Genomic DNA, 13,243 nt, shown 5'->3' with positions numbered 1-13,243 from the left:
GGATGTAGGCGAGTCCCGTCCGCTCCGCCAGAAAATGAAAAAGCCCGCCTTGTGCGGGCTTTTTCATTTGTATCGTCGATAGCGCACCCGCGTTTTTTCCCGTCCCACCCCGTATGTTGTAATATCGGTCGTTTTGTCCAATTTTCCCGTCACGCATGCTCGATTTCTTCCGTAATCACCAGCGCCTGATGATGGCGCTCCTGCTCCTGATCGTGTTGCCGGGGCTGGGTTTCGTCGGGATCCAAGGTTTCCGCGGCTTCTTCGACGACAGTGCGAACGCCGCGGCGGTCAACGGACACAAGATCACGCGGGCCGAATTCGACGGCGCGTTCCGCCAGCAGATCGACCAGGCGCGCCAGGCGCTCGGCGCGCAGTTCGACGTCAAGACGTTCGACACGCCCGAACATCGCAAGCAGGTGCTCGACGGCCTGATCCAGCAACGCGTGCTGGCCGACGAGACCCAACGCCTGCACCTGACCGCATCCGACAACGCGGTGCGCGACGCGCTGATGAGCGACCCGATGATCGCGTCGCTGAAGAAGCCCGACGGTTCGATCGACGTCGAACGCTATGCGCAGCTCCTGTCGTTCCAGGGGATGACGCCCGAGCAGTACCAGGAACGCGTGCGCTACAGCCTCGCGCTGCAGCAGATTCCGGCGAGCATCGTGGCAACCGCATTCACGCCGAAGGGCCCGGCGCAACGTCTGTCGGAACTGGCCGCGCAGCAGCGCGAAGTGCAGGCGCTCGTGCTGAAGACGAGCGACTACGCGGCGAAGGTGCAGCCGACCGACGCACAGCTCGCCGCGTACTACGACGCGCACAAGCAGAGCTTCGCGACGCCGGAAACCGCGACGATCCAGTATCTCGTGTATTCGCCGGCCGCCGCTGCCGCGAGCGCACAGCCGACCGATGCCGACATCAAGAAGTTCTACGACGACAACCCGACGCACTTCCGCTCGGAAGCGCAAGTGCGCGTGAGCCACATCTTCATCGCCGCGGCGAGCAGCGCGAGCGCGGCCGACAAGGCCGCGGCCAAGGCGAAAGCCGAGCAGGTGCTGGCCGACGTGAAGGCGCATCCGGACCAGTTCGCGCAGATCGCGCAGAAGAACTCGCAGGACGCGCCGTCGGCAGCGAAGGGCGGCGACCTCGGCTTCATCACGCGCGGTTCGACCGCGGGCGGCAAGGCATTCGACGACGCCGCGTTCGCGCTGAAGCAGGGCGACGTGAGCGGCGTCGTGCAATCGGATCTCGGCTTCCACGTGCTGAAGGCAACGGAAGTGAAGCCGTCGGTGGTCAAGCCGTTCGCGGACGTGAAGGACCAGATCGCAGCGACGCTGAAGCAGCAGTACGCAGCGAAGGCGTTCACGGACAACGCGGAAGGCTTCACGTCGACCGTGTACGAGAAGGCAAAGACGCTGCAGCCGGCCGCCGACAAGTACAAGCTGACGATCCAGACGGCCACCGTCACGCCGACGCCGAATCCGCAACTGCCGCCGACGAGCCCGCTGAACAATGCGAAGTTCCTCGCGGCCGTGTTCGCGAGCGACGCCGTGAAGAACCAGAACAACACGCAGGCGATTGACGTGGGCAACAACACGCTGATCTCGGCGCGCGTCACCGACTACAAGCCGGCTGCCGTGCCCGCGCTCGATACGATCAAGGACGCCGTGCGCCAGAAGGTCGTCGCCGAGCAGGCCGCGGAACTCGCGAAGAAGGACGGCGCGGCGAAGCTGGCCGAGTTGCAGAAGTCGAAGTCGGCTGACGGCTTCACGGCGGCACAGAAGGTGTCGCGCACGCAGTCGCAAGGCCTGGCGCCGGCGGCGCTGAGCGCGGTCTACAAGGTCGATCCGAAGACGCTGCCGGCGTACGTCGGTGTCGATCTCGGTGCGGACGGTTACGCGATCTATCGCGTGAACGCGGTGATCGCGGGTACGGCCGTCGATCCGCAGCAACTCGCGGCCGCGCAGCAGCAGATGGCGCAGGTCGAAGCCCAAAGCGAAGGCGAAGCGTATCTCGCCGCGCTGCGCGACCGCTCGAAGGTGAAGATGTACGGCACCACGCCGAGCCCGTCGCAGGACGGCGGCAACTGAACGGTTTCGCACGCAACGATAAAAAGCCCCGCTCGAAGCGGGGCTTTTTGTTTTCCGGCGTGGCGACTCGCGATCAGCCGCGCGGCTTGCCCAGCAGCGGCTTCAGCGCGGGCCAGACATTGTCGAGCAGGATGCCCTGCGCCTGCTGCGTCGGGTGCATCTGGTCCGACTGGAACATCTCGGGCCTGTTCTCGATGCCGGCCAGCAGGAACGGCACGAGCGGGACGCCGAGTTCCTTCGACAGTCGCGTATAGACCGCGTGGAATTTCTGCGTGTAGTCGGGCCCGTAGTTGGGCGGCACGTACATGCCGACCAGCACGACCTTCGCGTGCGTGTTGCGCGCAGCGGCGATGATGTCGCGCAGGTTCTGCTCGGTCGTCGCGAGCGGCACGCCGCGCAGCGCATCGTTCGCACCGAGTTCGACGACGACGATCGACGGCTTCAACCGTTGCAGCACCGCCGGCAGCCGCGCGCGGCCGCCGCTCGTGGTATCGCCGCTGACGCTTGCGTTCGCGACGCTATAATCGATTCGCTCGGTCGCGAGCCGTTGCCGCAGCAGCGCAACCCAACCGGTGTCGCGCGGCAGTCCGTATTCGGCCGACAGGCTGTCGCCGAGCACGACGAGCGCGGGCCGGCCCTCGCTCGAGGTCGGGGCAGCCGCCGCCGTCGCGGCGCGTGCGGGCACGGTTGCTGCGACGAGCGTGCCCAGCAGCGCGGCGAGCGCCGCGCGTCTTTTCCAGCGGAATGTCGTGTCCATGTTCAAGATTACCGATCCGATCATCGAAGTCCATGACGTGTGCAAACGGGTTGCCGATGCCACGGGCGAGCTGACGATCCTCGACGGCATCACGCTCGCCGTGCGGCCCGGCAGCAGCCTCGCGATCGTCGGTGCGTCGGGGTCCGGCAAATCGACGCTGCTCGGGCTGCTTGCCGGGTTGGACAGCGCGACGAGCGGCACGGTTCGCCTGCTCGGCCGCGCGCTCGACCAGCTCGACGAGGACGAGCGCGCCGCGCTGCGCAACGGTGCCGTCGGGTTCGTGTTCCAGTCGTTCCAGTTGATGCCGCACCTGACGGCACTCGAGAACGTGATGCTGCCGCTCGAGCTGAAGGGCGGCATCAGTGCGCGCGAAGCGGCTGAGCGTGCCCGCGCGCTGCTCGTGCAGGTCGGGCTCGGCGAACGCACCGCGCATTATCCGAAGCTGCTGTCGGGCGGCGAGCAGCAGCGCGTCGCGCTGGCACGTGCGTTCGTCACGCATCCGGCCATCCTGTTCGCCGACGAACCGACCGGCAGCCTCGATGCGGCCACGGGCCACGCGGTCATCGACCTGATGTTCGAACTGAACCGCACGCACGGCGCGACGCTCGTGCTCGTCACGCATGATGCCGAACTCGCGCGGCGCTGTGCCGCGACGGTCACCATCGACGCCGGGCGCATCGTCGCGCCGCACACGGCCTAGCACGGCGCTGAATTCGCGCGCCGGCGCATACGGCAGATGCCGATGCGACCGACGTGTGGACGACGCTGTCGCGTCAGCGCTTGAGCGCCGACCGTGCGCGCTCGATCAGCGCGGTCGTCGACGAATCGTGCTTCGCGGGATCGACCCACTCGGCCGACAGATCGGCTTCGACGACCTTGCCGAGAATCTTGCCAAGCTCGACGCCCCACTGGTCGAACGGGTTGATGTCCCACACCGTCGCCTGCACCAGTACCTTGTGCTCGTAGAGCGCGATCAGCGCGCCGAGCGTGCGCGGCGTCAGCGCATCGACCAGCAGTGTCGTCGTCGGGCGGTTGCCGGGGAAGGTCAGGTGCGGCGCGAGCGCTTCGTTGCCGGGGCCGGCGACCTTGCGCGCTTCGTCGAGCGTGCGGCCGAGCATCAGCGCTTCGCTCTGCGCGAAGCAGTTCGCGAGCAGCTTCGGATGATGGCTCGCGAGCGGATGCTCGGGCGTCAGCACCGCGATGAAGTCGATCGGCACGATCGTCGGGCCCTGGTGCAGCATCTGGAAAAACGCGTGCTGGCCGTTGGTGCCCGGCTCGCCCCACGTGACGGCCGACGTCGGGTAGTCGACGAACGTGCCGTCCAGGCGCGCGGACTTGCCGTTGCTTTCCATCTCCAGTTGCTGCAGGTACGACGGCAGGTAGTGCAGCGCTTCGGAATACGGCGCGACGAGGTAGCTCTGCGAGCCGAAGAAGTTGCGGTACCAGATGCCGATCAGGCCGAGCAGCACCGGCAGGTTGCGTTCGAGCGGCGCTTCGCGGAAGTGGCGGTCCATGTCGTTCGCGCCGGCCAGCAGTTCGTCGAACTGCTCGGGCCCGATCGCGATCATGATCGACAGGCCGACCGCCGACCACAGCGAATAGCGGCCGCCGACCCAGTCCCACATTTCGAACACGTTGTCCGCGGCGATGCCGAACTTCACGACCTCGGCCGGGTTCGCCGATACGCCGACGAAGTGCTTCGCGAGCGCATCCTCCGGGCAGCCGCGCGCGACGAACCAGTCGCGCAGCGAGCGTGCGTTCGTCATCGTCTCGAGCGTCGTGAAGGTCTTCGACACGATGATCGCGAGCGTTTCCTCCGGATCGACCTGTTCCAGCACGCGCGCAAGATCGGCGCCGTCGACGTTCGACACGAAGTGGGTCGAGATCTCCGGCGTCGCGACGTGGTGCAGCGCGTGCGTGACCATCTTCGGGCCGAGGTCCGAGCCGCCGATGCCGATGTTGATCACGTGACGGATGCGCTTGCCGCTGTAGCCGGTCCACGCGCCGCTGCGCACGGTGCGCGCGAAGCTCGCCATCTTCGCGCGCTCGGCGCTGACCTGTGCATGGAACGGCGCGTTCGGGTCGCTCGCGCGCAGTGCCGTGTGCAGCGCGGCGCGGCCTTCGGTCGGGTTGACGATCTCGCCGGCGAACATCGCGTCGCGGCGCGCTTCGACGCCCGCTTCGCGGGCCAGCTGCACGAGCAGGCGCAGCGTGTCGTCGTTGATGCGGTTCTTCGAGAAGTCGGCCGCAAGGCCGCCGCCGGGAATCGTGAAGCGTTCGGCACGGGTCGGCGCGCGGTCGTTTTCCGGCGCGAACCAGTCGCGCAGCCGCGCATGGCGGATCTGTTCGAAGTGGGATTGAAGGGCAGTCCAGGCGGGGAGCGAATTCAGCGTCATGGCGGTTCAAGTGAAGCGTGAATCGGGAGGAATGCCGCGCCGGCGCGTCGGGATCGGAAGGCCGGCGGACGAGAGGGCCCGCCGTGCGGCGGGGCACCCAGTATAGCGGCGTTATATGTCGGCGCGCGGCGACGGGTAAAAAAGGCGATTGATCAGCGTGCGCACCATCGGCGCGAGTTCGCCGGCCGTGAGTCCGGCCGGGCCCGTGCCGTGCGCGGTCAGCGTGTCGGCCGCAAGGCCGTGCAGGTAGACGCCGGCCAGCGCGGCTTCGTACGGCGCCACGCGCTGCGCAAGCAGCGCGCCGATCAGGCCGCCGAGCACGTCGCCGGTGCCGCCGGTGGCGAGCGCGGCGTTGCCGGTCGGATTGATCGTCAGGCGGCCGTCGGGCGCGGCAATCACCGTGCCCGAACCCTTGAGCACGACGATGCTCGCGTAGCGCGCGGCGAGCGCCGCGGCCGCGGCGAGCCGGTCATGCTGCACCGTCGCGGTGTCGCTGCCGAGCAGCCGCGCTGCCTCGAGCGGATGCGGCGTCAGCACGCACGCATGGCCGCGCGGGCCGCGGGCGGCGACGGCGGCCGCGAGGTCGTCATGGGTCGCGACGAGGTTCAGCGCGTCGGCGTCGAGCAGCGTTGCCGCATCGTGCGCGAGCACGTCGCGCACGAGCGTCGCCGCGGCCTCGCGCGTGCCGAGGCCGCAGCCGGCGGCGATCGCGGACATCGCATCGAGCTCGAGGCTGTCCGCGGGATGCAGCATCAGCTCGGGAAACGGCGGGTCGTACGGCGGCGCGCCGGCGCCGAGAAAGCCGACATGCACCTTGCCGGCGCCGGCGAACAGCGCGGCACGCGCGGCGAGGATCGGTGCACCGCACATGCCGGTGTCGCCGCCGAGCACCGCGAGGCTGCCGAACGTGCCCTTGTGCGACGCGAACGCGCGGACGGGCAGTGCGGCGGCGAAGCGTGCCGGCTCGTTCAGCACGATCGCCGGTGCGGCGGGCGGAGCCACGTCGAGCGACGCGATGTCGATGTCGCCGGCGAGATCGCGGCCGTCGCCGGTGTAAAGGCCGGGCTTCGCGCCGATGAAGGTGAGCGTATGCGTTGCGGCGACGGCGGCACCCGCGCCGACGATCCGGCCGGTGTCGCTGTCGAGCCCGCTCGGCACGTCAAGCGCGAGCACCCGGCCGCCGCTGCGGGCGTGCGCGGCGATGCGCGCGGCCTGCGCGGCGAACGGGCCGTCGAGCGCGCGGCCGAGGCCGATCCCGAACAGTCCGTCGACTACCCAGGCGTAATCGTCGAGCGACGCGGGCGGCTCGTCCGACAGCGGCACGCCGGCCGCGCGCGCGACGCCGAGCGCCCATTGCGCGTCGTCCGGCTTGACCGGCACCGGCATCCACGCGAGCGTCGCGACGCCGAGCTGCTGCAGGTGCGCGGCGGCGACCAGCGCGTCGCCGCCATTGTTGCCGGGGCCGACCGCGAACCAGATCGGGCGGTCGTCGCCGGCGACACGTTCGGACAGCCAGCGCGCGGCGGCAGCACCCGCGCGGGCCATCAGCGTGTGCGGCGGCAGGTCGGCGGCCGCGGCGGCCTCAGCGTCGCGCAGGTCGGCGACGCGCAGCAGCGCGAGCGGAGTGGAATCGGGAAGCGGGCGGGGATTCGTCATCGCGGGGTCATGGCGGCCGGAGGGTGCCGCCCCGGGACGAACCCGCGGCGGTCAGGTCGTGAAGCGCGCCGCGTTCAGCGCGGCGAGCGTATCGGCGGGCCAGTGCTGCGTGTCGCCGCCGATGCAGTCGGTCACCACTTTAGCAGACCCGCACGCGAGGCCCCAGCCGGCCGGGCCGTGCCCGAAGTTGACGAATACGCGCGGGTGCGGGGTCGGACCGACGACCGGCAGGCCGTCCGGCGACAGCAGTTGCGTGCCTTGCCACGACAGCGCGGCGGAAATCTTCGCGGCGCCCGGCACCCAGTCGTGGACGGCCTGGCCGAGCAGCGCAAGCGCGGCTTCGGACAGCGGCTCGGGAAGCGGCTTGGCGGTCTCGGCGACGCTCTGCAGCACCGCACCACCGCCGATGCGCAGCCGCTGGTGGGTGCGCGTGATCGAGATCCGCTTGATCGAATCGACGACGCTCAGGTGCGGCGCATGTTCTTCGTACGCGACCGGCGCGGTCAGCGTATGGGCGCGGACCGGATGCAGCGGCAGCCGCCAGCCGAGCCGCTCCAGCAGCGGCAGGCTGCCGGCGCCGGCGGCGACCACGATCGCGTCGGCCGAAATCACGTCGACTTCGCGCGCATTCGGCGCGTGGCGGCCGCCGGCCGCCGGCGCGAGTTCGACCGCGGCGCGGCCGGTGTCGACGCGGATCGCGGCGACGTCCGCGCCGAAGCGGAACTGCACGCCGTGCTCGTCGAGCGTCTGCTTGACCAGCTTCGCGAACAGCGGGCAATTGCCGGTGCGTTCGGTCTCGAGCAGCACGCCGCCGGCGAAGCCGGGCTCGGCCGGTACCGACGGCTCGAGCGCCGCGCATTCGTCGGCCGTGAGCACGCGGTACGGCTGGTCGAGCGTGCGCAGCAGGTCGAGCGCGGGCTGCAGCGCTTCCCAGTCGCGCGGGTCGCGCACGACGTGCAGGATCCCGGGCTTCTGCTCGAATTCGAGCTGGAAGCGCGCCTCGATGTCGGCGAGGGTTTCGCGCGACGCGTCGATCAGCGGGCGCAGCCGCGCGTATTGCGCGACGAAGGCGTCGGGTTCGCGCAACGCGGCGAGTTGCTTGACGAAGCGGCGCACGCCGCCGTTGAAGCCCGGCTTGTAGACGATGCCGTTGTCGCGCGGCTGGCGCTGGCGCATGAAGGTCGGGCCGAACCAGACGTCGAGCGGGCTCGGCAGCAGCGTGCCGCCGTCGCCGTAGGTCGCGCCCTGCGCGACGGTCGCGTGGCGTTCGACCACGCACACGCGATGGCCGGCCGCACGCAGCTGGTAGGCGGTGGCGACGCCGCTGATTCCGCCGCCGATGACGATGACATCCATGGATTGCTTCGATGACGGGCGGCGCGCACGCCGCCCGGTGAGAATTCGCTGACGGGCTCCGGGCCCGGGGAACCGGGAATGATAGCGCCAAAATCAGGCAGAACGGCGCCACGTGACCCCGTCCGATTCCGCCGTCGCGCGGTCGGCGGCTGCAGCGGCCAGGCAGGCCGGCCCGATGCCCGGTTGGGCGGGCGTCCGCGGACGCACCGTCGCGGTGCATCGCGGGTGCGGATCAGCCGGTCTGGGACGGCCCACTTCCGGGTATAATTACGGCCTTCCTTTCGCCCCACGTCGCCACCTCGCGCGACTCATCGACGTCAGTCCAGCCCATGGCTCACTTCTCGTGTTTTCCCGGCGCTTCGGCCCTCTCCGATTTCCGTCAAACCCGTCTGCTCGACACGCTCAGGCAAATCGACGCCAACATCGTCGCGGTGCGCGGCCAGTTCCTGCACTTCGTCAATGCGGCCGAGCCGCTGTCGGCGGACGACAGCGCCCGCATCGACGCGCTGATGCACTACGGCGCGCCGTTCGAGCCGGCCAGCGAAAAGGGGACGGCCGAGACCTTCGTCGTGCTGCCGCGCTTCGGCACGGTTTCGCCGTGGGCGAGCAAGGCAACCGACATCGCGCAGCACTGCGGCCTCACGCAGGTGCGCCGCATCGAGCGCGGCGTCGAATTCACGGTCACGCTGAAGTCGGGCCTGCTCGGCGGCAAGAAGGCGCTGTCCGACGACGCGCGCGCCGCGGTCGCGGCCGCGCTGCATGACCGGATGACCGAAAGCGTGGTCGCCGCGCGCGACGACGCGAAGCACCTGTTCGACGAACTGCCGGCCAAGCCGCTCGCGACCGTCGACGTGCTCGGCGTCGGCCGCGGCGCGCTCGAGCGCGCGAACGTCGAACTGGGCCTCGCGCTCGCCGACGACGAGATCGATTACCTGGTCGACGCGTTCCGCAAGCTCGAACGCAACCCGACCGACGTCGAGCTGATGATGTTCGCGCAGGCGAACAGCGAGCACTGCCGCCACAAGATCTTCAACGCGCAGTGGACGATCGACGGGCAAGAGCAGGACATGTCGCTGTTCGCGATGATCCGCAACACCGAGAAGCTGAGCCCGCAGGGCACGATCGTCGCGTATTCGGACAACTCGTCGATCATGGTCGGCGCCGAAGCCGAGCGCTGGTTCCCGCGCAACGCGGGCACGGCCGGCGAGCCGGGTGAACGTTATGGGCGCCACACCGAGCTCACGCACACCCTGATGAAGGTCGAGACGCACAACCACCCGACGGCGATCTCGCCGTTCCCGGGCGCGGCGACCGGCGCGGGCGGCGAGATCCGCGACGAAGGCGCGACGGGCCGCGGTGCGCGTCCGAAGGCCGGCCTCACCGGCTTCACGGTGTCGAACCTCGACCTGCCGGACGCCCGCCAGCCGTGGGAAAACGACCGCGACGCGGCGCAGCCGGTGGCCGAGCGCAACCCGAACGAGCAGCACGGCCCGTACGGCCGCCCGGACCGCATCGCGTCGCCGCTGCAGATCATGATCGACGGCCCGCTCGGCGGCGCCGCGTTCAACAACGAATTCGGCCGTCCGAACCTCGGCGGCTACTTCCGCGTGTACGAGCAGAACGTCGACGGCCAGGTGCGCGGCTATCACAAGCCGATCATGATCGCGGGCGGCCTCGGCAACATCGCGGATCAACACACGCACAAGCACGACGTGCCGGCGGGTTCCCTGCTGATCCAGATCGGCGGCCCCGGCATGCGGATCGGCATGGGCGGCGGCGCGGCGAGCTCGATGGCGACCGGCGCGAACACGGCCGAACTCGACTTCGACTCGGTGCAGCGCGGCAACCCGGAAATCGAGCGGCGCGCGCAGGAAGTGATCAACGGCTGCTGGCAGCTCGGCGCGGAAAACCCGATCCTGAGCATCCACGACGTCGGCGCGGGCGGCCTGTCGAATGCGTTCCCCGAGATCGTCGATGGCGCGGGCAAGGGCGCGCGCTTCGAACTGCGCAAGGTCGCGCTCGAGGAATCGGGCCTGTCGCCGCGCGAAATCTGGTCGAACGAGGCGCAGGAACGCTACGTGCTGGCGATCGCGCCGGCCGACCTGCCGCGCTTCGAGGCGATCTGCGTACGTGAGCGCTGCCCGTTCGCGGTGGTCGGTGTCGCGACCGACGAACGCCAGCTGCAGCTCGTCGACGACGAAGCGAAGGGCACGGATGAATTCCCGGTCGACATGCCGATGGAAGTGCTGCTCGGCAAGCCGCCGCGCATGCACCGCGACGTCGCGCGCGTCGCGACCGAGCGCGCGCCGGTCGACGTGACGGGCATCGCGCTGTCGGAAGTCGCGGTCGACGTGCTGAAGCATCCGACCGTCGGCAGCAAGTCGTTCCTGATCACGATCGGCGACCGTTCGGTCGGCGGCACGTCGGTGCGCGACCAGATGGTCGGCCCGTGGCAGGTGCCGGTGGCCGACTGCGCGGTGACCGCGCTCGACTACGCGGGCTTCAAGGGCGAGGCGATGACGATGGCCGAGCGCACGCCGCTCGCGGTGATCGACGCGCCGGCCTCGGGCCGCATGGCCGTCGGCGAGGCGATCACGAACATCGCGAGCGCGCCGATCGCGTCGCTCGACAAGCTGAAGCTGTCGGCGAACTGGATGGCCGCGTGCGGCACGGCCGGCGAGGACGCCGCGCTGTTCGACACGGTCAGGGCGATCGGCATGGAGCTGTGCCCGGCGCTCGGGATCGGCATCCCGGTCGGCAAGGACTCGCTGTCGATGAAGACCAAGTGGGACGAGCAGGGTGTCGCGAAGGAAGTGGTGTCGCCGGTGTCGCTGATCATCTCCGCGTTCGCACCGGTCGAGGACGTGCGCCGGCACCTCACGCCGCAACTGCGCCGCATCGCCGACGCCGGCGACAGCGTGCTGATCGCGATCGATCTCGGCCGCGGCAAGAACCGCATGGGCGGCAGCATCTTCGCGCAGGTCACGCAGCAGGTCGGCGACGAGACGCCGGACGTCGACGATCCGGAAGACCTGAAGCGCTTCTTCAACGCGATCCAGTCGCTCAACGCGCAAGGCAAGCTGCTCGCGTACCACGACCGCTCGGACGGCGGCCTGTGGGCGACGGTGTGCGAAATGGCGTTCGCGGGCCATGCGGGCGTGTCGCTGAACGTCGACATGCTGACGCTCGACCCGAACCACGAATCCGACTACGGCGACGCGAAGGACTGGGCGAAGCAGACGAGCGGCCGCCGCGAGGATCGCACGCTGCGCGCGCTGTTCTCCGAAGAGCTCGGCGCCGTCGTGCAGGTGCGCGCGGCCGACCGCGACGCGGTGCTCGGCGCGCTGCGCGAGTGCGGCCTGTCGGCGTGCTCGCACGTGATCGGCACGGTCAACGATCGCGACGTGATCGAGGTGTATCGCGACGCGAAGAAGGTGTTCGATGCACCGCGCACCGAACTCCATCGCGCGTGGGGCGAAGTCAGCTGGCGCATCGCGCGCCTGCGCGACAACCCGGCCTGTGCCGACGCCGAATACGACGCGCTGCTCGACGCGGCGGATCCTGGCATCTCGCCGGTGCTCACGTTCGATCCGGCCGACGACATCGCCGCGCCGTTCATCGCGACGGGCGCCCGTCCGCGCGTCGCGATCCTGCGCGAGCAGGGCGTGAACTCGCACCTCGAAACGGCCTACGCGTTCGACCGCGCGGGCTTCGATGCGCACGACGTGCACATGAGCGACCTGCTGGCCGGTCGCGCGACGCTCGCCGATTTCGCGGGCGCGGTGGCGTGCGGCGGCTTCTCGTACGGCGACGTGCTGGGTGCCGGCGAAGGCTGGGCGAAGACGATCCGCTTCAACGCGAACCTCGCCGATATGTTCTCGGCGTTCTTCGCGCGTCCCGACACGTTCGCGCTCGGCATCTGCAACGGCTGCCAGATGCTGTCGAGCCTCGCGTCGATGATCCCGGGCGCGGACGCATGGCCGAAGTTCACGCGCAACAAGTCCGAGCAGTTCGAGGCGCGCTTCTCGTTCGTCGAAGTCGAGAAGTCGCCGTCGATCTTCTTCGCGGGGATGGAAGGCTCGCGCATTCCGGTGGCGGTCGCGCACGGCGAAGGCTATGCGGACTTCTCGCAGCAGGGCGACATCGATCGCGTCGCGGTCGCGATGCGCTATGTCGACCACCGCGGCGAAGCGACCGAGCGCTATCCGTTCAACCCGAATGGGTCGCCGGCCGGCATCACGTCGGTCACGACGGCCGATGGCCGCTTCTCGGTGCTGATGCCGCACATGGAGCGCGTGCATCGCACGGTCACGATGAGCTGGCATCCGGAAGGCTGGGGCGAAGCGAGCCCGTGGCTGCGCGCGTTCCGTAACGCACGCCGCTGGATCGGCTGATGTTCGATCCGCACGCACCGGTCGAGATCGTCACGCTGCGCGACGAGCGCGCGAGCGATGTCGATGCGATCGGTCGCGTGATCGTGGCTGCGTTCGCGCACGCGCCGGAACACGGCGAGTTCGAACGGCGGATCGTCGACACGTTGCGTGTGCAGCGCGCGCTCAGCGTGTCGCTCGTCGCGGAGCGCGATGAGCGCGTGATCGGTCATGTCGCGTTCTCGCCGGTGTCGATCGGCGGCGCGCCGGCCGGCAGCCACGGATGGTACGGGCTCGCGCCGCTGGCGGTGCGGCCCGAATGCCAGCGCCAGAGCATCGGGGCAGGGCTGGTTCGCACGGGGCTCGACGCGTTGCGCCGGCTCGGTGCGCGCGGCTGCGTCGTGCTCGGCGATCCCGCGTACTACGCGCGGTTCGGGTTCGTGCCGTCCGGCGAGCTCGTGTTTCCGGACGCGCCGCCCGAGTATTTCCTCGCGCTGGCGTTCGACGCAAACGCGCCGCAGCCGTCGGGCGAAGTTCGCTATCACGACGTATTCCACGTGGCATGACGCTTGCCTGAACCGCCTGCACGCGATTGCGCCGTGTCGAACTGAAAAGCCG

General features: G+C 69.6%; 8 protein-coding genes. 4 read left to right on the top strand and 4 right to left on the bottom strand.

Features of this window, described 5'->3' with window-relative positions; all coding sequences use genetic code 11:
• The first annotated feature begins 155 nt into the window (after window positions 1-155).
• On the top strand, window positions 156-2,090 hold the full coding sequence (locus C7H84_RS11735) for a SurA N-terminal domain-containing protein (protein ID WP_121858971.1): 1,935 nt from the start codon (window positions 156-158) through the stop codon (window positions 2,088-2,090).
• A 73-nt stretch (window positions 2,091-2,163) separates the two neighbouring features.
• On the opposite strand, the gene C7H84_RS11730 is transcribed toward C7H84_RS11735, so the two are convergent.
• Entirely contained in the window at window positions 2,164-2,847 is a 684-nt protein-coding gene (locus tag C7H84_RS11730; protein WP_121858970.1) for an arylesterase, read from the bottom strand.
• Here C7H84_RS11730 and C7H84_RS11725 point away from each other — a divergent pair.
• Complete coding sequence (locus tag C7H84_RS11725) at window positions 2,846-3,547, top strand: ABC transporter ATP-binding protein (protein WP_121858969.1); 702 nt, start codon at window positions 2,846-2,848, stop codon at window positions 3,545-3,547. The genes C7H84_RS11730 and C7H84_RS11725 overlap by 2 nt on opposite strands.
• Window positions 3,548-3,620: 73 nt before the next feature.
• On the opposite strand, the gene pgi is transcribed toward C7H84_RS11725, so the two are convergent.
• The 3 genes from pgi to C7H84_RS11710 all read right to left on the bottom strand — a co-directional run bounded on the left by pgi (window position 3,621) and on the right by C7H84_RS11710 (window position 8,255).
• Complete coding sequence (gene pgi, locus C7H84_RS11720) at window positions 3,621-5,243, bottom strand: glucose-6-phosphate isomerase (protein ID WP_121858968.1); 1,623 nt, start codon at window positions 5,241-5,243, stop codon at window positions 3,621-3,623.
• 111 nt (window positions 5,244-5,354) lie between these two features.
• On the bottom strand, window positions 5,355-6,899 hold the full coding sequence (locus C7H84_RS11715) for an NAD(P)H-hydrate dehydratase (RefSeq protein WP_121858967.1): 1,545 nt from the start codon (window positions 6,897-6,899) through the stop codon (window positions 5,355-5,357).
• Window positions 6,900-6,950: 51 nt separating this feature from the next.
• On the bottom strand, window positions 6,951-8,255 hold the full coding sequence (locus C7H84_RS11710) for an FAD-dependent oxidoreductase (protein WP_121858966.1): 1,305 nt from the start codon (window positions 8,253-8,255) through the stop codon (window positions 6,951-6,953).
• 329 nt (window positions 8,256-8,584) lie between these two features.
• On the opposite strand from C7H84_RS11710, the gene purL reads away from it, so the two are divergent.
• Window positions 8,585-12,649 carry a phosphoribosylformylglycinamidine synthase gene (gene purL / locus C7H84_RS11705; RefSeq protein ID WP_121858965.1) on the top strand — a complete coding sequence of 1,355 codons (4,065 nt, stop codon included), beginning with the start codon at window positions 8,585-8,587 and terminating at the stop codon, window positions 12,647-12,649.
• Entirely contained in the window at window positions 12,649-13,191 is a 543-nt protein-coding gene (locus C7H84_RS11700) for an N-acetyltransferase (RefSeq protein WP_121858964.1), read from the top strand. The genes purL and C7H84_RS11700 overlap by 1 nt, the downstream gene beginning before the upstream one ends.
• Window positions 13,192-13,243 lie beyond the last annotated feature (52 nt).

The organism is Burkholderia sp. Nafp2/4-1b, from assembly GCF_003635165.1.
Lineage (GTDB): Bacteria > Pseudomonadota > Gammaproteobacteria > Burkholderiales > Burkholderiaceae > Burkholderia.
Note: the sequence above shows the minus strand (reverse complement) of the source record. Positions and strands in the feature narration are given on the sequence as shown.

What these genes read in the sequence shown, in the direction of transcription:
- pgi (WP_121858968.1), bottom strand. Translation starts at nt 5,243, where the DNA reads ATGACGCTGAATTCGCTCCCCGCCTGGACTGCCCTTCAATCCCACTTC.
- C7H84_RS11710 (WP_121858966.1), bottom strand. Translation starts at nt 8,255, where the DNA reads ATGGATGTCATCGTCATCGGCGGCGGAATCAGCGGCGTCGCCACCGCC.
- C7H84_RS11735 (WP_121858971.1), top strand. Translation starts at nt 156, where the DNA reads ATGCTCGATTTCTTCCGTAATCACCAGCGCCTGATGATGGCGCTCCTG.
- C7H84_RS11700 (WP_121858964.1), top strand. Translation starts at nt 12,649, where the DNA reads ATGTTCGATCCGCACGCACCGGTCGAGATCGTCACGCTGCGCGACGAG.
- C7H84_RS11725 (WP_121858969.1), top strand. Translation starts at nt 2,846, where the DNA reads ATGTTCAAGATTACCGATCCGATCATCGAAGTCCATGACGTGTGCAAA.
- C7H84_RS11715 (WP_121858967.1), bottom strand. Translation starts at nt 6,899, where the DNA reads ATGACGAATCCCCGCCCGCTTCCCGATTCCACTCCGCTCGCGCTGCTG.
- C7H84_RS11730 (WP_121858970.1), bottom strand. Translation starts at nt 2,847, where the DNA reads ATGGACACGACATTCCGCTGGAAAAGACGCGCGGCGCTCGCCGCGCTG.
- purL (WP_121858965.1), top strand. Translation starts at nt 8,585, where the DNA reads ATGGCTCACTTCTCGTGTTTTCCCGGCGCTTCGGCCCTCTCCGATTTC.